Below are 18,977 nucleotides of genomic sequence, written 5' to 3' on the forward strand. Positions count from 1 at the left end.
CCGGCAGCCGAACCTCCGGTTGCCGGGATCTGTCGTTCCGAAGCCGATGGCCACCGGTCCGCGGGTCAACGGGCGCTGAGCGAGGGCTTGGAGGTTCCAAAGCCTGGGTGCACGCGCTCTACTACACCCTGATGCACGGGCTGTTCAGGCTGTTCGGCGGTGAGCTGCTGACGTTGCGCCTGCCATCCGTGGTGGCGATGTCCTTGGCCGCAGCCGGCGTCGGACTCCTGGGCCATCGTCTCGCCGGTCCTCGTTTCGGACTGCCGGCCGGTCTCGTCTTCCCCCTGACCCCTCAGAGTCAGCTGTACACGCAGGAGGGCCGCTCGTACGCCATGGTGTGCGCTCTGGTCACCTGGCCCACCTACCTGCTCGTCCGCACCGTCGCCCGCCGCTCCCGAGGGCGGTGGTGCGCTTACGGCCTTGCCATGCTGCTCGCCGGCCTGCTCCACGAGTTCGCGATCCTGGCCGTGGCCGCCCACGGCGTGACCCTGCTCGTCTCCGGGTCCCTCGCCGTGTGATGCGGGCGTGGACGGTGGCGGCCTGGGGCGCCGCGGCGGGGATACTGCCGCTCGCGGCGCTCAGTGCGGGGCAGTCCGGACAGGTCGCCTGGATCACCTGGCCCGACCCGGCGCAGTTGCTGGGCCTGCTGGCCATGGCGGTGGTGGGCGTCTGGTGCGCGCGAAGCCCCGTGACCGGGCGCGGGCCCATCAGCCTGGCAGCGCTGGCGCTGCCGATCCTGATCCTGCCCGGTCTGCTCCTTCTCCTGCTCGCGCCCATCAAGCCCCTGTTCGTCGACCGGTACGTCCTCTACAGCACCATCGGTTTCACGTTGCTGCTGGGCGTCGGCATCGATCACGCCTTCCGCCGGCCGCCGACGGGATGGGCCCCGTGGGCGGTGGTGGTCGCGGTACTGGCGTCCCTGGTGCCGGTGAGCATGCAACCTGCGGACACCGCAGAGCCGCCACGACGACGTGATCGCCATCGGCCGCTCGGTACGGCAGTCCGCCCGCCCCGGCGACGGTCTGATCTACCTGTCGGGCCGCCACCGCGTCTGGACACAAGCACGCCCTCAGGACACCCGGGTGCTCACCGACCTCGCGCTGGCACAGGACGCCGTGTCCTCGGACACGCTGTCCGGCACCGAGCTTGCCCGCCCAGGACATCGCCCACCGCATGCGGGCCTTCCGACGGATCGTCGCTGTCCGCGACGCCACGGGCGCGCACTCGGACATCGCGACGACGTCCCGTGCCCCGGCCAGGAGAGCGGAGGAATGGATCAAGCGGATCAGCTGTAGAAGTTCTTCTGCCAGCGGTGCTTGGCCAGCAGCGCGAGCTCCTCGCCGGTCAGCGGTGGTGCCTCCGCGACCGCGGCATTGCGTTCCACGTTGGTCAGTGACCGCATCCCGACGATGACCGTGGAGACCGCCTGCCCGGCGAGCGCGAACCGCAGCGCGGTGGAGGGGAGTTGATCGACGCCGATCCCCAAGTCCGCAAGGATCGCGTCCACGCGCTGTTCGACCTGGGCGGGCCGGTCGTCCCTGAAGTACCAGTTGCGCCAGTCGCCTTCGGGGAAGGTGTCCCCCGTGCGGATCATGCCCGTCAGGGCCCCCTCGTCGAGGGCGACCCGCCCGATCACACCCAGGCTGTGCTCCGCGCAGGCCGGCAGCAGGGCGTCGGACGGGGACTGCTCGAAGACGTTGTAGATGACCTGGACCGCGTCCAGCACCCCGGTACGCAGCACCGTGAGCACGTTCTCGGGCTGGTGGTCCTTGACGGAGATCCCGAAGAACCTGATCTTTCCCTCCTGTTTGAGGGCGTCCACTGTCTCCAGCCAGTCACCGCGCCCGGTCCACTCGTCCTCCCAGGTGTGCAGCTGAAGGAGGTCGACGTGGTCGCGGCCGAGCTCGCGGAGGCTGGTCTCCAGGCTCTCGCGGATGTGCGAACCGGGGAACGCCTCCATGGGGTCGAGGCCGCTGGGCGCCAGGGAGACCGGGACCTTCGGCCCGACCTTGGTCGCCACGTACACGCCGTCACCGCCACCCGGGAGTTCCCTGAGCGCACGGCCGACGACGCGCTCGCTGCGGTCGTACGCCCTCGCGGTGTCGATGAAGTTGACGCCCAGGTCGAGGGCACGGTGCAGGGCACGGACGCCGGAGTCGTCGTCGGCGCCGACCCAGGCCCCCTGGCCCAGTCCCCAGGCGCCGTAGCCGATCTCGGACACGGTCAGTCCGGTGCGGCCGAGTTCCCGATAACGCATGTGCTGTTCAGGCCCCTTGCTGACGGTCCACGGCGAGGTCCGCTCTGCGTGTGCCACTCAATGTCACGACTTGCCTTCACGACCGTACAGACGGTGGGCTTCAGTCACCACCTGCGGAGGATCACTGAAACTTTCGCTCGTACCGCGTCGGCGAGTCCGACGTCATGCCGACGCGGTCGTCGAGCGCCGCATGCGACGGCGGTACGAAGGCTTGGGGTTCGATGTCCGATGCCTCATCCCCGGCACGGCTCTCACCCGACTTCCCGCAGTGGCCGCCCGGAGTGCAGTGGCGCGACCTGCCCGAGCGGTTCGGCCCATGGAAGACCGTCTACGAACGCCACCGGCTGTGGTCGGGCGACGGCACCTGGGAACGTCTGCTCCAGCAGGTCCAGGCCTCGGCCGACGCCGCGGGTGAAATCGACTGGGACATCTCGGTGGACTCCACCACCGTCCGCGCGCATCAGCATGCGGCCGGTGCCCGCACCGATCTGCCGCCGGTACCCGCTTCACGACAAGTCCTAAACGGGAGAGTGTCGAGTCTCAGTTGATGGTTGACGGGTTGGCATCGGGTGATGCTTGACGTCTTCCCTAGACGATCTTCCGACGGTTGTGTTCACCGGACTTGTGGACGACCACCTCCTTCCTGGTGACACGCGGGACGGTGGTGATCAGCTCTTGGCTGTGGAAGACCCGGATCGTCTTCTCGTCCAGGTGGGCGGTGACGACTTGGTGGGCATAGCCGCGGCCGAGCTGGATGCGTTGTCCTGCGACCATGAAGCCGCCGACGCTGCTGACCGTCCGCTCGGCGATCTGCTCGGCGGGCGGTGGCAGCTGGGGAGGCGGCCCGGCCGGACGACCGCCTTGGAGGCGTCCGCAGGCTGAGGGCGGCAGGGGGCTGGGCAGGGTGGCTTGCAGGACACGCCGCTCGTCCAGGACCTGCAGGACCCGGCCGTCGAGCCTGAGGGTGACCCGTTGCCCCGCGAACGGCCATCCGATCAGGATCTTGTCGCCGCCCAGGCCGACGTAGCCGACGGCGCTGACGGTGCGGTCCACTTCGACCACGCCGTCTGTGGTCTGCGCCGGGCCGGGGTCGTCCCCCCGGGGACCGGCGGGTCGGGCGTCTCCGCCGGCCAGCAGGGCTTTGAGGTCCCGGCCGGACAGCTTCGAGGGCAGGGTCTTGTGCCGTGCGCCTGCGATGAGGACGTGCAGCCGGTTGACGTCGATCCGCAGGGTCACCGTGGTGCCGGCCAGGGCCGGGCCGAACCAGATCTGCTGCCCGCGCAGGCTCAGGTTCCCTGAGGCAGGCACCACCCGCTCCACCTCGATCGCACCGACCTCTCCTTCAGCCATCGGCCAGGCCGCCGCCACCGGCGTGGGCGAAGGCTGTCCACCGCCTATTTCGGGCATGGATACTACGGTCTGGACGCGGCCGCACACGGGTACTTCAAGACGAGTCCCGCTCACCTGGACTGGCCTCAGGCCGCCCTCCTTGCCGGTCTCGTCCAGGCGCCCTCCGCCTACGATCCCCTCCACAACCCCGACCTGGCCAGGCAGCGCCGCGCCGAGGTGCTGGTTCGCCTGGAGGCTGTCGGTGACCTGACCGCACGTCAGGTCAGGGCCTTCGACGACACACCCCTGGGCGTCGCCTGAGAGCGAGCGCTCCTCAGTTGTTCTTGGCCCTGACATCGCGCCGAAGCCTGTCCCGTTCAACTGCACGGCCGAGGAAACCCTCCCGACCAGTGAGGACGGGTCGCGGACACGGACGTACCGGATCGAACTCGTACGGCGCTGAGGCTGCACGGGAAGGGGAACCACGGCCCGGCTCCCCTTCCCGCCCACAGACTGCTGACCTGAGGCAACAGCTTCTAAACGTCAAGCTCAGCGGCGCGGACGTTCAGTCAGTCCGATCCGACGCAGCCTCTTGATAGAGGTTCTCAACGCTTGGGCCGAAGGCCACGCTGTAGGAGATGTCGGGAGTGTCCCCGCCCGTCTCGTAGCCGCCGAGGACTCCGATGACCGTGCCAGGAATGCCTCCGGCGACCCAGGGGCTGCCGCTGGTGCCGCCGGTGAATCCGGTGCAGCCGATCTCCAACTGGGTGCTGCTGAAGGAGGAGATGCGGTTGGTACAGGTCAGCGGCGCCTGCGATGTCTGCGGGTAGCCGACGATGGTGACAGGGTTGCTCGTGCCCTGGTCAATGCCCAGTTCGTCGCCCCCGACGACGGACTGGATGGTACGGCCGTCCGACGGTGCCACTATGCCGAACGCCACGTCGTCGTCCGGATCGGAGTCGGCAGACCACTGTTGATCCACGACGATGCGATCGAGGTGCCACACCCCGTAGGGGGCGATGCCGTCGTGATATGCCGGAACGAATACATCTGACGTGGAGTCCATGCAGTGAGCGGCGCTCAGAATCAGGTCCCCCCGGGCACTGTCGACCACGCTGGCCGTGCAGAAGTGCGACCCGCTCATGCCACTGCTGCCGAAGACCGCACCCACCTGTGGGGCCACCTGGGATGCGGGCAGCGAGTGGGAAACGCCGGGCGTGGTGGACGGGGAGGGAGACTCCGACGCAGACGCGGTGGGGGACGGGGACGCAGACACGGTCGGGGACGGGGACGGCGTCACTGGTTGCTGCCGCGTCCCGGCAGCCTGCTGTGGCGCACTGGTTGACGCGACGACGCCACGGGCCAGGGGCTTCAGGACGCTCTGGGCCGTCGCGGCACCACCTATGCACAGCAGCGTGGACGCCATGAGGATCGTTACCATCCAGGCTCGGGATCGCGCCGCGCGGTGCTTGGGATGGTGTCGTGTCCCGCCGGTCGTCATGCGCCCACGCTCGATTCCCCGCTCTGGCGTGCCCTGTCCGGGCGCCGTCGCCCCCGTTCCAATATCACGGCGTTCGAAGACTGTGGGATGACATAGGGCTGAGAAGCGGATGATTGAGTAGCTGTTGTCTTTCCGATCTTGAGGAATGTCCGTCGAACCGGGGTCCCGATCGGGTGGTGTGGCGGGCAGTGGCCGGGAGCCCGTTTCCGACCTGCTGGGTGGCGCCTGCGGGTGTGCTTGTGGCGCCCGGGCTGGCGGCGCCGGCTCACCGTCCGCTTCCGGCCCGGCGCTGTGTCGTCGGACCGGAAGCGGGCAGCTTTGATTTCATCATGGAGTCACCTCTCCTCAGGGAGGCGCGGAGCCCCCTGTTCGGACCCGGTCGCGCGCACCGTAGCCGCGGATCTTGTGGGACGTCTGTGGGACGCACTGTGATCGAGCTCGCCCGGGGTCACCGGATGCGCCGGTGCCGCTACCACGGGCCTGGCCAAGACTCACGTCCAGCACGTTCTGACCGCGATCGCCGTCAACACTGAGCAGCGCGAGACGTTCGGCGTACTCGGTGCCAGGCTCAACCGTGTAGATCATGATGCGCAGGTCGCTGCCGGCCATGGTGAGCACGTCGCAGTCCAGCGTCAGGGACCCTACCTGCGGATGATCGATGGTCTTGCGCGCGGCCTCATGATGGCCGACGGCACCGGAATCCCGCAGCGCGGCGAACCGGGCACTGTCCGCGCGCAGTTCCGCCACCAGCCGCTGACCGTACAGGGGCGGCGGGTGGGCCGGAGGCATGTCAGTTGCGGAGCAGCAGGCGGAAGGTGGTGTGCCCGGGGCTGCTGGTGACGTCGACGGTTCCGCCGTGGGCGGTGATGACGGCGTGGACGATGGCGAGGCCGAGACCTGTGCTTCCGGTGCTGCGTGAGCGGGCGCGGTCGGCGCGGACGAAGCGTTCGAAGACTTCGGGCTGGAGTTCTTCGGGAATGCCCGGTCCCTTGTCGCTCACGGTCACGCAGGTGTTGGTGGTGTCCGCGGTGAGAGAGATGGTCACTTCGGTGCCGGGTGGGGTGTGGGTGCGGGCGTTGGCCAGGAGATTGCCGATGGCCTGCTGGAGGCGGTGTGCGTCGCCGGTGACGGTGACGGGTTCTTCGGGGAGGTCGAGGAGCCAGCGGTGTTGGGGGCCTGCGGCGCGGGCGTCCTCGGTGGCGTTCAGGACGAGCCGGGTGAGGTCGACCGTGTGGTGTTCGAGGGGGCGTCCGGCGTCGAGGCGGGCGAGGAGGAGCAGGTCGTCGACGAGGCGGGTCATACGGTGTGATTCGGCGTCGATGCGTTCCAGGGCGTGGTGGACTTCGGCGGGGACGGGGCTGTGGTGGCGCAGGGCGAGTTCGGCGTGGCCGCGGATGTTGGCGACGGGGGTGCGTAGTTCGTGGCTGGCGTCGGCGGCGAAGTGCCGGAGTCTTTCCTCGCTGGCGCGGAGTCTTTCCTCGCTGGTCTGGCGCCGGGTGAGGGCGTCCTCGATGTGGCCGAGCATGTGGTTGAGTGCGGTGCCGACCTGGCCGACTTCGGTGCGTGGGTCGGTGTCGGGCAGGGGCTGTGGCATGGCGACTTCGCCGCTGGCGAGCGGCAGCCTGGCGACGCCGGCGGCCTGTGCGGTGACCCTTTGGAGGGGGCGCAGGGAGATCCGTACCCACAGGGCGCCCGCGATGCCGGTGGCTGCGAGGGCTGCGCCGAACACGGCGGCCTCGACGGCTTCGAGGCGGTGGAGTGTGTCTTCTACGGGGTGCAGGGGCAGACCGGTGATCAGGATGTCGTGGTCGTCGCCCTGTACGGCCGTGAGGCGGTAGGGCCCGAGCGTGGCGAGGCGGATGCTGTGTCCGCGCCCGTCGACGGGGACGTCTGCCAGTGCGCGGCGATCGCCTTGGGTGAGCTGGACGGGGCGGTCGGTGGCGTCGTCGACCACGGCGGCCTGGGTGACGGCGCCGGCAAGGAGGCGGGCACCGAAGGTCGCCTCGGACTGCCCGCGGGTATCGGGGCGGTTGTCGGCGTCGGGTGTGGCTTCGTGTTCCAGACTGGCGGCGAACCGGCCGCCGGACGCGGTGAGCTGCTCGTCCAGACGCCCCATGAGGAACCCTCTCAGCGCGAGGACGGTAGTGACACCGACGGTGAGACACGCGACAGCCAGGAGGGCGACGAGCCCGGCGGTGAGCTGGCTGCGCAGGGTGCGGGGCGCAAGGCGTCTCACGACGACTCCGGCTTGAGGACGTAACCGACACCGCGCACCGTGTGGATCATCGGGGTGCGTCCGGCGTCGATCTTTTTGCGCAGGTAGCTGATGTAGAGCTCGACGATGTGGGCGCGGCCGCCGAAGTCGTAGGCCCAGACCCGGTCGAGGATCTGGTCCTTGGACAACACCCTGCGGGGGTTGCGCATGAGGAACCGCAGGAGTTCGAACTCGGTGCGAGACAGGTCGACGACCGTCCCCGCGCGGCGGACTTCGCGGGCTTCCTCGTCCATGGTGAGGTCGCCGACCGTCAGCCAGTTCTCACCCGGCTCGGTGGCCATGCCGGCCCTGCGCAGCAGTCCGCGCAGCCGGGCCAGGACCTCTTCCAGGCTGAAAGGCTTGGTGACGTAGTCGTCGCCGCCCGCGGTGATGCCTGCGATGCGGTCCTCGACCGCGTCGCGGGCGGTCAGGAACAGCACGCACACGCTGGGCGCCTCGCGCCGCAGTTCGCGCAGGACCTGCAGGCCGTCGAGGTCGGGCAGCATCCAGTCCAGGACCACCGCGTCGGGCCGGAAGTCACGGGCCGTCGCGAGCGCGCCGGCCCCGTCGGCGGCCGTCCGCACCTGCCAGCCCTCGCCGGTGAGCACGCCGGCCAGCACCTCGGTGACGTCGGGTTCGTCGTCGACGACCAGGACCCGCACCGGTGCCCCGTCGGGTCGGTGCAGGAGAGATTTCGTTCGGCGCTCGTCCATGGTCGGTCCAGCATCCCCCACCCCGGCGCCGCCGTGAGGGGCGGGACCTCTGAGTTTCCTCTGAATCGCCGCTGAGGCGGGCTGTCGGAGGCTGTTTCAGAAGGTACGCAGAGGTTGGGCCGTGAGGCTGGCCGCCCATCGCCGGAGCGTGCTCTTCCGGAAGGAGCCTCATGACCACCACGTTCACGTCCACCACCTGTGCGAGCCGCGGCATGCGTCACCGGCGGCCGCGCCGCAACATCGTGCCGTTCCTGGCGCAGCTGGTGATCTGGACCGGTGCCGCCGGGGTGCTGGCCCTGTGGTGGAGCGACACGACCTCCGTGATCGGCCCGGCGGGCTGGCTCACCGGCGCTGGGCGCATCACCGGCCTCCTGGCCGGCTACGCGTGCGCGGTCCTGCTGGCGCTGATGGCCCGCATCCCGCTCCTGGACCACAGCGTGGGCACCGACCGCCTCGCCCGCTGGCACGCCCTGGGCGGCCGCTGCACCATCTCGCTCGCCCTCGCCCACACCCTGCTGATCATCTGGGGCTACTCCCTGACCTCCCACACGAACGTGGTCAGCCAGACCTCCACGCTCGTTCTGCACTACCCCGATCTCCTCAAGGGCACCGCCGGCTTTCTGCTGTTCCTCGCCACCGGCGTTCTCTCGGCCCGCGCGGTGCGCCGGAAGATGAGCTACGAGACCTGGCACTACCTGCACTTCGCCACCTACCTCGCCATCTTCCTCACCTTCGGGCACCAGCTCTCCAACGGCGCGGACTTCGTCGGCAACCGACTCGCCCAGGCGGCCTGGTACACGCTCTTCCTCGGCGTCGCCGCGCTGGTGGCCTGGTACCGGTTCGCCGTCCCCGTACGGCGCGGGCTGCGCCACCGTTTGCGGGTCACCGCGGTGCATCCCGAGGCGCCGGGCGTGGTCTCCGTCCACCTCAGCGGCGAGCACCTTGACGAGTTGGGGGGTGAGCCGGGCCAGTTCCTGCGCTGGCGCTTCCTTACTCGCGGGCTGTGGTGGACCGCCAACCCCTACTCACTTTCCGTCCCCGCCCACCCCGGTCGGCTGCGGATCACGGTCAAGGCGGCCGGCGGGCACAGCGCCGCGCTCGCCCGGCTGGCTCCCGGCACCCGCGTATGGGCCGAGGGCCCCTACGGCGGCTTCACCGCGCACCGCCGCACCGCCCCCAAGGTCCTGCTCCTGGGCGGCGGCGTCGGCATCACCCCCCTGCGGACACTGTTCGAGACGCTCCCGGGACAGGTCACGCTCATCTACCGGGCCCGCCGCGCCGAGGACCTCGCCCTGCGCAGCGAGATCGACGCGATAGCCGCCCACCGCCACGCCGCCGTCCACTACATCGTCGACGAGCCGACCGGGTACTCATCGCCGCTCACCGCCGAGGGCCTGAGCAGCCTGGTGCCGGACCTGGCCGCGCACGACGTGTACCTCTGCGGCCCGCCTGGCATGGCCGAGGCCGCGATACGTGCCCTGCAGGAAGCGGGCGTGCCGGGCCGGCGCATCCACCACGAGTCGTTCGCGTTCTAAGGAGAACCGCCATGCGCCGAGCCCTCCTGGCCACCACCGGGATCAGCGCCCTGATCGTCACGCTGCTCGCTCTCAAACCGCACCAGTCCCCCGCCCTGGCCGGTGTCCCGCCACGTTCCCCCCTGGCATCCTCCTCGCCCCACACCCCGGGCAGTACCCCCTCGGGCAAGGCGAGCGGGACGGGCACGTTCACCGGAGATCCCATCGACACCCAGTACGGGACCGTGCAGGTGGCCGCCACCCTCACCCACGGCAAGCTCACCGCCGTCCGGGTGCTCCAGGCACCGGACCAGAACGGCCGGGACCATCAGATCGCCTCCTACGCCCTGCCCCGACTGGCCCAGGAAGCGCTAGGCGCTCAGAGCGCCCACATCGACGCCGTCTCCGGCGCCAGCTACACCAGCCAGGGCTACATCCAGTCCCTGCAGAGCGCACTGGACCAGGCCCATGCCTGACACCGCACGCCGCCTGCACCACGTCGAACACGTGATGGGCACCGTCTTCTCCTTCGACATCCGCGACCAGCCCACCCCGGCCATCCACCGCGCCCTCGCCCACGCCGTCCGCGCCCTGCACACCGTGGACACCGTGTTCTCCACCTACCGACCCGACAGCGCCATCAGCCGGCTCAGCCGCGGCGACATCCGCCTCGCCGACTGCCCGCCCGAGGTCCACGAAGTGCTGTCGCTGTGCGCCCACGCCACACACGCCAGCGACGGCTGGTTCAGCATCACCCCCGACGGCACTCTCGACCCCTCCGGCCTCGTCAAGGGCTGGGCCACCGAAACCGCATCCCAGCTGCTGTACGAAGCCGGCGCCCGCAACACATGCGTCAACGGCGGCGGCGACCTCCAGCTACGCGGTCAGGCGGCCCCCGGCGCCCCGTGGCGCATCGGCATCGCCCACCCGCTGCGCCCCGGCGAGCTCGCCACGGTCATCACCGCCGAGGAGGACCTGGCCATCGCCACCTCAGGAACCGCCGAACGCGGCGCCCACATCCTCAACCCCCACCACGGCACACCCGCCACGGAGCTCACCTCCATCACCGTCACCGGCCCCCGGCTGACCATGACGGACGCCTACGCCACCGCCGCGTTCGCCAGAGGCGACAGCTCCCGGGACTGGCTCGACTCGCTGCAGGGATACGAGGCGCTCGCCCTCAAGCCCGACAGCCAGGCATGGCGCACGTCCGGATTCAACCTCTATGGATCATGAGTCGGGTTACGGACCACATGCCGTACGGAGCGAGCGCCGCCCCTTCGCGGCCGCGGCTCCACACCGCGTCCGCCGAGCCGTCAAGCCGAACTCCCCTCCAGCCCTCAACGCCAACCCCGAAGGAGCCCCCTGTGGGACCCCATCTCATCAACGGCCTCCCCGCACACGTCCTGTTCGTACACGCCGTCGTGGTCCTGGTGCCCCTCACCGGGCTCTGTCTGGTCCTGTGCGCCTTCTGGCCGTCAATAATGCGCAGGTTCGGCCTCGCACTGCCGATCCTCGCCCTGGTATCCCTGGTGAGCGTGCCACTGACGACAGACGCCGGCGAGTGGCTGGAACGACACGTTGACAGCAACGCCCTGGTGCGTAAGCACGCCGAACTCGGTGACCAACTGCTCCCCTGGACGGTGGCCCTGTTCCTGCTGGCCACCGCCGTGTGGTGGACGTACCGCCGCGCCGCCGCCCGCACCCCCGATGCGGTGGAATCCACCGGCAGGGGCGCGGCAGCGGTGCACCTTCCGCTGCGCGTCGCCGCCGCCGTGCTGTCGCTCCTCATCGGCGTGGGCGCGGGCATACAGGTCTACCGAATCGGGGACTCCGGCGCCAAAGCCGCCTGGCACGACGGCTACTCCGCCACCGCCCACCAAGACCGTGACTGAAACGTACCTGCCTTTTTCCAGATCGCGGCGGCGTCTTGCTTGTCGGAGCAACGCACAGCTTGGTGGGTCGTTGCCGTTTCGACCCTTACTGAGGGCAGGCGTGCTGGTCGAGGGGTGCAGCAACAGCCCCGCCGGTGAGGCGGTCAGAGGTCGGAGCGCACCACAGTGACCGGGCAGTGGGCGTGATGGAGGGCGGCCTGGCTGACGGACCCCAGGAGTAGGCCCGTAAATCCGCCGTGCCCGCGTGCGCCGACCACCATCAGTTGGGCATCCGCGCTCGCTTCGATCAGGGCCGGGCGGGTGCGCCCGCGGACCAGACGGGGCCGTACGGTTACACCCGGGTACTGGTCGCGGCCTCCTGAGATGGCCTCGGCAAGCACCCGCTCCTCCACCTGCTGGAGCCGGCCCACGTCGCCCACCAGCTCCACCAGCTCCACTGGGTGGCCCAGAGCGTGCTCGCCGTGATCGGTCCAGGTGCTCCAGACGTGGAGCGCGACCAGGTCTGTGCCCCGCAAGGCGGCCTCGGAGAAGGCGAAGGCGATGGCGGGCTGCCCTTGTGGGGAGCCGTCGACCGCCACCAGTACCGGACCGGCCGGGTCCGGGCGTCCTCGGACGACCATCACCGGGCAGCGGGCGTGCGCGCTCAGATGTACGGCGGTGGAACCGGCGAGCAGCCCGGTGATGCCCTCGGAGCCTCGGTGGCCGACCACGACGAGCTGTGCCGTGCGCGACTGTGCTTGCAAGACCGTCGATGCCTCACCGGCGATCACGGCGTGGGCGACGTGCAGGCCCTCGGCCTGGCTCCGCGCGCGTTCCACGGCGTCCGCCACGATCCGTTCGACCGATTCGTGCAGGGCGCCGGTCAAAGGTCCCAGCGGTGACGAACCGGGCGGTGCGTGCATGGCGGGCCACAGAAAGGCATGCACCACGCGCAATTCCACGCCTCGCAGTGACGCCTCCAGGGCTGCCTCGTCCACCGCTGCAAGAGCTGACGGTGAACCGTCCACTCCCACTACCACCGGCCCGTTCATGGCCTGCTTCTTTCATCGGGGGCGCCCGCTGCCCGGCGCGCGCCCCCGGTGCACCGTCGCACAGGAGCCCGGTGCAGGTGGGGCGCTCGCCTGCCGTTTTCGTCTTCTTCTCCAGCGTCCTCCGGGCCCTCGCCCGGAGCGACAGCAGCCGATGATCCGCGCTACGCCCCTGTGTGCCGGCTGCTCGTCCTGCGGTGCGCCACTCGGGGCGCAGACCTCTCGCGAGGCAGCACGGAGAGGGGGCTGGAAACTGCCTACCACCGTCACCCCGACGCGTCGGCCGGAGGCCCTGCCACCGGACTCCTGTGGGCACGTGTGTCCGGGCGGCCCATAAGGTCGTGCCGACGGAGGCGTCCTGTAGGGCGAGTACGACACCGTCCGTCTCACCGGCGATGCCCGCTACGGCACCTCTGGATGCCGAGGCCGAGAGCCGGCCTTCGGCGCATGAGAAGTGACTCAGGCCACGACTCCGTCGGCAACCACAACGGCACCTACACCACGTCCAAGGTCCGCTACAAGATCGGCAGCGGCAAGGCCCTGGGCGACGGTGCACTTCGTGACGAAGCGCTCAGGCACGGCGAAAGCCGTCACAGCCGTCGGCTGGTGACGTCTCCGGTCGGACCGTCGGCCAGCGCGATGGCCGTGGTGATCCGTTTGCCCACGGGTTCGCGGTGGACTGCGAAACTCTGGCCGACCGCCATGACGATCTCCAGCCCGTGCTGGCCGATCCGCATCGGGTCGGGCGGGAGGATCGCCGGCGGCGTCGGGTTGCTGTCCCACACGGTCACCTCCACCGCGCCGCCGTTGACTTCCAGCGTCAGCAGGCACGGGCCTGGGGCGTACTTGCGGGCGTTGGTCACCAGCTCGCTGACCACGAGCTGCACCATCCCCATCGCGCGCCCGGACACCGGCAGCCCGTGCACCGCCTGGACATCGGTGAGGAAGCTGCGGGCCAGATCGCGGGCGACGGCGATGTCCTCGCTGCCCTCGAACGCCCCCGAAACCGATACGAGGTTCTCCACCAGAGACTGCCCGCCCTCACCGCCCGCCGTCTGCTCCATGCCGGCCCACCCCCCTGTACCCAAACGTGCTGCGACCCGTTTACCCCCGAACCTTCACATCAGGCGTCCGGGACTCAGTCAGAGGGGTGACGTCTCTGGAGGTCCTCCTCTGTCCCGGCGCGTACGGGCTGAGGCATGTGTCACAGCCATGCTGTGCCTGTCGCGTCGGCGGGAAAACGAGTTGGCAACCCAAAAGGAGGCTGACGTGGCACGCGATCGGATCGAACTGGCTGAGGTGCTGGCAACGGCGGAGGACGCCGCACCGGTGGCCTCCCTCGATGTCGTGGCGCGCAACCTGCGCGACCGGTTCGGCGCGCGACACGTGTCGTTCCTGTGCGTCGACGTCGTCGGCCAGCGCCTGCTGCGGGTCAGCGAGGAGGCGGCTACGCGACAGGAGCGCCGCGCCGAACAGGTTCCCTTCGACGACAGCATCTACGACGAGGTCCTGCGCGCCCAGGAACTGGTGCAGGCTCCGGAGGGCGAGCGCGGGCAGCGGGTACTCGCCCCCGTCACCAACCGCGGCGACGCCGTCGGTGTCCTGGAGCTGCTCCTCCCCCAGGTCACACAGGATGTGCTGGAGCAAGTGGAAGAGGCCGCGCACGCGCTGGCGTACATCATCGTCACCGACCGCCGGTTCACCGACCTCTACCACTGGGGCAACCGCACCACCTCGGTCAGTCTGGCCGCGGAGATCCAGCGCCAGCTCCTGCCCTCGGCCCCTTCGTGCGAGGCCGCCGAGTTCGCCCTCGCCGGCGCCCTCGTCCCGGCCGCCGACATCGCCGGTGACACCTACGACTACGCCATCGACCACGACACCCTGCACCTGTCCATCACCGACGCCATGGGCCACGACGTCGACGCCGCCCTCATGGCCACCCTCCTGGTCAATGCCTCCCGCGGCGCCCGCCGCGCCGGGACCGACCTCGCCGAACAGGCCCGCCAGACCCACCAGGCCCTCCTCGACCACGGCAGACGGACCTTCGCCACCGGCCAGCTGCTGCGCATCGCCCTGGACGGGACCGGCGCCCAGCTCGTCAACGCAGGCCACCCCTGGCCCCTACGACTGCGCGACGGCACGGTAGACGAACTGCGCCTCGCAGTGAACCTGCCCTTCGGCGTCGCCGCGCACAAGGGCCCCTTCAACGTGCAGAACCTCGACCTGCGCCCTGCTGACCGCCTCGTGCTCTACACCGACGGCATGCAAGAACGCCAAGCGCAGAAGGTCGACCTCCCCGGCCTCATCCGTGACACCGCCGGCGAGCATCCGCGCGAGGTCGCGCGAAATCTGGCCACCACAGTCACCGACGCCTGCAACGGCCACCCGGAAGACGACGCCACCGTCCTGTGCCTGGACTGGCACGGCCCCCATTCCGCACGCCGCCGCGCGAACTCCGGGACCGATACCTGACCTAGTCCGCGGGGACGTCACGGGTCCTGCGGTGAAGGCCGCCACCCCGGCCCGGTCAGTCTGGCCGACTCACTCCTCCGAGTGACACTTCCGGAGGAAGCCGGAAGAATTGCAAGCGGCGCCATAGCTTGTGCCGGCCGAGGACAGGCTTCGGGAGGCGTCATTCGCCTGCAAGAAGATCGCATTTTGTCGAAATGATGATGTGCGGTAGGTGATCTTGGTGCCTGGCCCTCATGAGCCACACGCGCTTCGAGAGCGGCACCCGTGTGCCCTCGCAGCACGACCTTCGGCTGCCGAACGTGCCCACGGCCGAAGCCGACGCCATCCCCGAGGAGTTCGCTGACACCACGACCAGCGTGTGCACCGCCCAGCTGCTCAGCGGTGCCAGTTGCTCGCCGTGGCATTCTCGGCGGAGGTGGCCTTCTCCGGCTCGGTGACCTTCACTGGTTCCGTGCCGACCGCGCTGTGCCGCTCCGCCCAACTCAAGGCCAAGATCCGGACCATGTGCGGGTCACCCCAGGCGCTTCTCTTCAACGCCCGTATGTGCGCTGGTCAGAGGCATCCAGGTGATGCACCACCAGCAGACGAAGAACCTGCCGGGATTGATCCGCCACGACATGCGTCTCCGTGGCCCGGGAACGGCGTACACAAGCACCGCAGGGCCGATCACGCGCCCGGTCAAGCTCGCTGCCGGGGCTCAGCCCCTGCGGAAGTCCAAGCGCTTGAACATGGCCAGGATTTATGTAAGCCCAGGGGACGTCACCGGCCACGGCGTGGCCGTGCGCTGCGGACGGCGCTCAGCAAGGTGTCCCAGGACTGCTGGAACTTGTGGATGCCCTCCGTCTCCAGCCCTTGTACGACGGCGGTGTAAGAGATGCCCAGATTCTCGACCGCGTCGAGGTCGGCGCGGGCCTGCTCGTAGGTGCCCGTGATGGAGTTGCCGGTGATCGCGCTGTGGTCTGCGACGGCTCTCAGGGTGGCCTCCGGCATGGTGTTCACCGTGTTGGGCGCCACCAGCTCCGTGACGTACATCGTGTCCCTGTACGCCTTGTCCTTCACACCGGTGGACGCCCACAGCGGACGCTGCCTGTGGGCGCCGGCGCTTGTCAGCGCGCTCCAGCGGTGGGAGGGCGGCGTCGCCCCGTCGGCGGAGCCGAAGACCTCCTCGTAGGCCTGGTAGGCGAGACGGGCGTTGGCGAGGGCGGCTCTGCCGCGCAGCGCCCTGGCCTCCGGGGTGCCCAGGGCGTCCAACCGCTTGTCGATCTCGGTGTCGACACGGGAGACGAAGAAGGACGCCACCGAGTGGATCCGGTCGAGGTCGAGGCCCTTGTCGCGCGCCTTCTCCAGGCCCGTGAGATAGGCCTCCATGACCTCGCGGTAGCGGTCCAGCGAGAAGATCAGCGTGACGTTGACGCTGATCCCGAGACCGATGACCGCGGTGATGGCCCGGAGCCCCGCCCTGGTGGCCGGAATCTTGATCAGGACGTTGGGACGGTCGATCAACCAGGCGAGATGTCTGGCATCGGCGATCGTCGCGTCCGCGGCGTGTGCGAGCCGGGGGTCCACCTCGATGGAGACCCACCCGTCCCGGCCGCCGGTGGTGTCGAAGACCGGGCGCAGGACGTCGGCGGCATCCCGCACGTCCGCCGCGGTGAGCAAACGGACGGCCTCGGCGACCGTGACACCCCGCAGGGCCATGTCGTGGAGCTGGTCGGCGTAGTCGCCACCGTCACCGATCGCCTGCTGGAAGATCGTGGGATTGGTGGTGACGCCCACGACGTGGTGCCGGTCGATCAGCTCGGCGAGGTTGCCGGACGTGAGCCGCTTGCGGGACAGGTCGTCCAGCCAGATCGCCACGCCTTCCGCCGTGAGACGTTTTAGCGAGTCGTCATTCATGGGGGGCGTGTCTTCTGTTGTGCGGTCGGTGAGGGTTTCCCGCGCGGCGGCGGCCACGGCCTCGGCAGTGAAGCCGAACTTACGGAAAAGGACCTTGCCGTCGGCCGAAGCACCGAAGTGCTCCAGGGAAACGATGCGGCCGGCGTCCCCGACGTACTTGTGCCACGTCAGGCCGACCCCGGCCTCCACCGCGACACGAGCCTTGACGGACGGCGGCAGGACGTTGTCCCGGTAGTCCTGGTCCTGTTCCTCGAACCACTCGACCGACGGCATGGACACGACTCGAGTCCGGATGCCTTCGGCCTGGAGTTGCTCCCGGGCGGCCACTGCCAGTTGTACTTCCGAACCAGTGGCGATCAGCACCACCTGCGGCTGCCCGCCCTCGGCCTCGAAGCGGACGTAACCGCCCTTGGCGGTATCTTCGTTGGGCTCGTACGTCGGTACGCCCTGGCGGGTGAGTGCGAGACCGTGCGGGGCCGGGGTGGTGGTGTGCCGCCTGAGGATCTCGCGCCAGGCGATGGCCGTCTCGTTGGCGTCGGCGGGCCGGACGATGTTCAGGCCCGGGATGGCACGCAGCGACGCGAGGTGCTCGACCGGCTGGTGGGTCGGGCCGTCCTCGCCCAGACCGATGGAGTCGTGCGTCCACACGTACGTCACCGGCAGGTGCATCAGCGCCGACAGCCGCACCGCGTTGCGCATGTAATCGGAGAAGACCAGGAACGTGCCGCCGTAGATCCGGGTGTTGCCGTGCAGCGCGATGCCGTTCATCTCGGCGGCCATCGCGTGCTCGCGGATACCGAAGTGGATCGTGCGGCCGTACGGGTCCGCCTCCGGCAGCGGGTTGTCGCCCGGGAGGAAGGAGCTGGTCTTGTCGATCGTGGTGTTGTTGGAGCCGGCCAGGTCGGCCGAACCGCCCCACAGCTCGGGCACGACCGCGCCGAGCGCCTGGAGGACCTTGCCGGAGGCGGCACGCGTGGCCACGCCCTTGCCCACCTCGAAGACCGGGATCTTCTCCTCCCAGCCGGTGGGCAGCTCACCCCCGCGATCCGGTCGTACTCGGCGGCGCGCTCGGGGTTGTTGTCCCGCCACTGCTGGTACGCCTTCTCCCACACCGCACGGGCCGCCTGGCCCCGCTCCAGCGCCTTGCGGGTGTGCTCGATGACCTCGCCCGCGACCTCGAAGGACTGCTCCGGGTCGAAGCCCAGCACCCGCTTGGTCGCCGCGACCTCCTCCGCGCCCAGCGCCGAGCCGTGCGCGGCCTCGGTGTTCTGCGCGTTCGGGGCCGGCCAGGCGATGATCGAGCGCATCGCGATGAACGACGGCTTGTCCGTGACGGCCTTGGCCTTCTGGATCGCCTCGAAGATCGCCGCCGGGTCCAGGTCGCCGTTCTCCTGCGGCTCCACCCGCTGCACGTGCCAGCCGTAGGCCTCGTACCGCTTGACGGTGTCCTCGGACACGGCCGTCTCGGTGTCGCCCTCGATCGAGATGTGGTTGTCGTCCCACAGCAGGATCAGGTTGCCCAGCCTCTGGTGACCCGCCATCGAGGACGCCTCGGCGGAGATGCCCTCCTGGAGGCAGCCGTCACCGGCGATGCAGTAGACGAAGTGGTCGAAGGGGGACTCGCCCTCGGGGGCCTCCGGATCGAACAGACCACGCTCGTAGCGGGCGGCCATCGCCATGCCCACCGCGTTCGCGACACCCTGCCCGAGCGGGCCGGTCGTCGTCTCCACACCGGTCGTGTGCCCGTACTCCGGGTGGCCGGGGGTCTTCGAACCCCACGTGCGGAAGGACTTCAGGTCGTCCAGCTCCAGGCCGAAACCGGCCAGGTACAGCTGGGTGTAGAGGGTCAGGGACGAGTGGCCGGCGGACAGCACGAAACGGTCGCGCCCGACCCAGTCGGCGTCCGCCGGGTCGTGCCGCATCACCTTCTGGAAGAGGGTGTAGGCGGCAGGTGCCAGGCTCATCGCCGTACCCGGATGGCCGTTACCGACCTTCTGTACGGCATCGGCGGCCAGGACACGCGCGGTGTCGACGGCCCGCTGGTCCAACTCGGTCCAAGTGAAGGGGCTGGCGGGCGGGAGGTGGGCTGCGTCCACGGACGGGGACGGGTGCACGGGT

15 protein-coding genes and 4 pseudogenes are annotated in these 18,977 nt (G+C 69.7%); 8 read left to right on the plus strand and 11 right to left on the minus strand.

Going from position 1 to position 18,977, the window contains the following annotated elements:
* Nucleotides 1-107: 107 nt before the first annotated feature.
* The gene (locus PV963_RS03575) at nt 108-518 is read left to right on the plus strand and encodes a glycosyltransferase family 39 protein (RefSeq protein ID WP_274814086.1); all 411 of its coding nucleotides are present in this window, start codon (nt 108-110) and stop codon (nt 516-518) included.
* 767 nt (nt 519-1,285) lie between these two features.
* Here the strand turns inward: PV963_RS03575 and PV963_RS03580 are convergent.
* A complete protein-coding gene (locus tag PV963_RS03580; protein WP_274814087.1) occupies nt 1,286-2,257 on the minus strand; it encodes an aldo/keto reductase in 972 nt (323 codons plus the stop codon).
* 278 nt (nt 2,258-2,535) lie between these two features.
* Here PV963_RS03580 and PV963_RS03585 point away from each other — a divergent pair.
* A pseudogene (locus tag PV963_RS03585) lies at nt 2,536-2,739 on the plus strand (transposase); the annotation flags it as partial.
* Between the two features lie 106 nt (nt 2,740-2,845).
* Here the strand turns inward: PV963_RS03585 and PV963_RS03590 are convergent.
* Nucleotides 2,846-3,625 (minus strand): annotated as a pseudogene (locus PV963_RS03590) (IS481 family transposase); the annotation flags it as partial.
* A 51-nt stretch (nt 3,626-3,676) separates the two neighbouring features.
* On the opposite strand from PV963_RS03590, the gene PV963_RS43925 reads away from it, so the two are divergent.
* A complete protein-coding gene (locus tag PV963_RS43925) occupies nt 3,677-3,907 on the plus strand; it encodes a transglycosylase domain-containing protein (protein ID WP_425541011.1) in 231 nt (76 codons plus the stop codon).
* A gap of 244 nt (nt 3,908-4,151) precedes the next feature.
* On the opposite strand, the gene PV963_RS03595 is transcribed toward PV963_RS43925, so the two are convergent.
* From PV963_RS03595 to PV963_RS03610, 4 genes and pseudogenes are all read right to left on the minus strand, one after another.
* Entirely contained in the window at nt 4,152-4,757 is a 606-nt protein-coding gene (locus PV963_RS03595; RefSeq protein ID WP_274814088.1) for a trypsin-like serine peptidase, read from the minus strand.
* Between the two features lie 849 nt (nt 4,758-5,606).
* Nucleotides 5,607-5,843: pseudogene (locus tag PV963_RS03600) on the minus strand (transcriptional regulator); the annotation flags it as partial.
* A gap of 34 nt (nt 5,844-5,877) precedes the next feature.
* Nucleotides 5,878-7,323: a sensor histidine kinase gene (locus tag PV963_RS03605; protein WP_274814089.1), complete on the minus strand. Its 1,446-nt coding sequence runs from the start codon at nt 7,321-7,323 to the stop codon at nt 5,878-5,880.
* Entirely contained in the window at nt 7,320-8,054 is a 735-nt protein-coding gene (locus tag PV963_RS03610; protein WP_274814090.1) for a response regulator transcription factor, read from the minus strand. The genes PV963_RS03605 and PV963_RS03610 overlap by 4 nt, the downstream gene beginning before the upstream one ends.
* Nucleotides 8,055-8,224: 170 nt before the next feature.
* On the opposite strand from PV963_RS03610, the gene PV963_RS03615 reads away from it, so the two are divergent.
* Genes PV963_RS03615 through PV963_RS43555 form a run of 4 tightly spaced genes read left to right on the plus strand, consistent with a single transcriptional unit; the run spans nt 8,225 to nt 11,463 of the window.
* A complete protein-coding gene (locus PV963_RS03615; protein ID WP_274814091.1) occupies nt 8,225-9,589 on the plus strand; it encodes a ferredoxin reductase family protein in 1,365 nt (454 codons plus the stop codon).
* An 11-nt stretch (nt 9,590-9,600) separates the two neighbouring features.
* The gene (locus tag PV963_RS03620) at nt 9,601-10,044 is read left to right on the plus strand and encodes an FMN-binding protein (RefSeq protein ID WP_274814092.1); all 444 of its coding nucleotides are present in this window, start codon (nt 9,601-9,603) and stop codon (nt 10,042-10,044) included.
* On the plus strand, nt 10,037-10,804 hold the full coding sequence (locus PV963_RS03625) for an FAD:protein FMN transferase (RefSeq protein WP_274814093.1): 768 nt from the start codon (nt 10,037-10,039) through the stop codon (nt 10,802-10,804). The genes PV963_RS03620 and PV963_RS03625 overlap by 8 nt, the downstream gene beginning before the upstream one ends.
* A 17-nt stretch (nt 10,805-10,821) precedes the next feature.
* Nucleotides 10,822-11,463, plus strand: a complete 642-nt coding sequence (locus tag PV963_RS43555; protein WP_342456364.1) for a DUF2231 domain-containing protein — start codon at nt 10,822-10,824, stop codon at nt 11,461-11,463.
* A gap of 143 nt (nt 11,464-11,606) precedes the next feature.
* Here PV963_RS43555 and PV963_RS03635 read toward each other — a convergent pair whose 3' ends face one another.
* Nucleotides 11,607-12,494 (minus strand): universal stress protein, encoded by an 888-nt coding sequence (locus PV963_RS03635; protein ID WP_274814095.1) that lies wholly within the window; start codon nt 12,492-12,494, stop codon nt 11,607-11,609.
* A gap of 587 nt (nt 12,495-13,081) precedes the next feature.
* Complete coding sequence (locus PV963_RS03640; RefSeq protein ID WP_274814096.1) at nt 13,082-13,555, minus strand: ATP-binding protein; 474 nt, start codon at nt 13,553-13,555, stop codon at nt 13,082-13,084.
* Nucleotides 13,556-13,760: 205 nt separating this feature from the next.
* Between PV963_RS03640 and PV963_RS03645 the strand changes: the two genes are divergently transcribed.
* Nucleotides 13,761-14,963: a PP2C family protein-serine/threonine phosphatase gene (locus tag PV963_RS03645; RefSeq protein WP_274814097.1), complete on the plus strand. Its 1,203-nt coding sequence runs from the start codon at nt 13,761-13,763 to the stop codon at nt 14,961-14,963.
* A gap of 375 nt (nt 14,964-15,338) precedes the next feature.
* Here PV963_RS03645 and PV963_RS03650 read toward each other — a convergent pair whose 3' ends face one another.
* From PV963_RS03650 to tkt, 3 genes and pseudogenes are all read right to left on the minus strand, one after another.
* On the minus strand, nt 15,339-15,467 hold the full coding sequence (locus PV963_RS03650; RefSeq protein ID WP_274814098.1) for a hypothetical protein: 129 nt from the start codon (nt 15,465-15,467) through the stop codon (nt 15,339-15,341).
* 255 nt (nt 15,468-15,722) lie between these two features.
* On the minus strand, nt 15,723-16,859 hold the full coding sequence (gene tal / locus PV963_RS03655; protein ID WP_274821925.1) for a transaldolase: 1,137 nt from the start codon (nt 16,857-16,859) through the stop codon (nt 15,723-15,725).
* A 30-nt stretch (nt 16,860-16,889) separates the two neighbouring features.
* A pseudogene (gene tkt, locus PV963_RS03660) lies at nt 16,890-18,955 on the minus strand (transketolase); the annotation flags it as partial.
* Nucleotides 18,956-18,977: the final 22 nt, after the last annotated feature.

It is taken from the genome of Streptomyces coeruleorubidus, from assembly GCF_028885415.1.
Classification (GTDB): Bacteria; Actinomycetota; Actinomycetes; order Streptomycetales; family Streptomycetaceae; genus Streptomyces; species Streptomyces coeruleorubidus_A.

Bases quoted from the DNA above. Each gene is read 5' to 3' on its own strand.
- PV963_RS03580 (WP_274814087.1), bottom strand. From the start codon at position 2,257: ATGCGTTATCGGGAACTCGGCCGCACCGGACTGACCGTGTCCGAGATC.
- PV963_RS03610 (WP_274814090.1), bottom strand. From the start codon at position 8,054: ATGGACGAGCGCCGAACGAAATCTCTCCTGCACCGACCCGACGGGGCA.
- PV963_RS03615 (WP_274814091.1), top strand. From the start codon at position 8,225: ATGACCACCACGTTCACGTCCACCACCTGTGCGAGCCGCGGCATGCGT.
- PV963_RS03620 (WP_274814092.1), top strand. From the start codon at position 9,601: ATGCGCCGAGCCCTCCTGGCCACCACCGGGATCAGCGCCCTGATCGTC.
- PV963_RS03625 (WP_274814093.1), top strand. From the start codon at position 10,037: ATGCCTGACACCGCACGCCGCCTGCACCACGTCGAACACGTGATGGGC.
- PV963_RS43555 (WP_342456364.1), top strand. From the start codon at position 10,822: ATGCCGTACGGAGCGAGCGCCGCCCCTTCGCGGCCGCGGCTCCACACC.
- PV963_RS03635 (WP_274814095.1), bottom strand. From the start codon at position 12,494: ATGAACGGGCCGGTGGTAGTGGGAGTGGACGGTTCACCGTCAGCTCTT.
- PV963_RS03640 (WP_274814096.1), bottom strand. From the start codon at position 13,555: ATGGAGCAGACGGCGGGCGGTGAGGGCGGGCAGTCTCTGGTGGAGAAC.
- PV963_RS03650 (WP_274814098.1), bottom strand. From the start codon at position 15,467: ATGGTCCGGATCTTGGCCTTGAGTTGGGCGGAGCGGCACAGCGCGGTC.
- tal (WP_274821925.1), bottom strand. From the start codon at position 16,859: ATGAATGACGACTCGCTAAAACGTCTCACGGCGGAAGGCGTGGCGATC.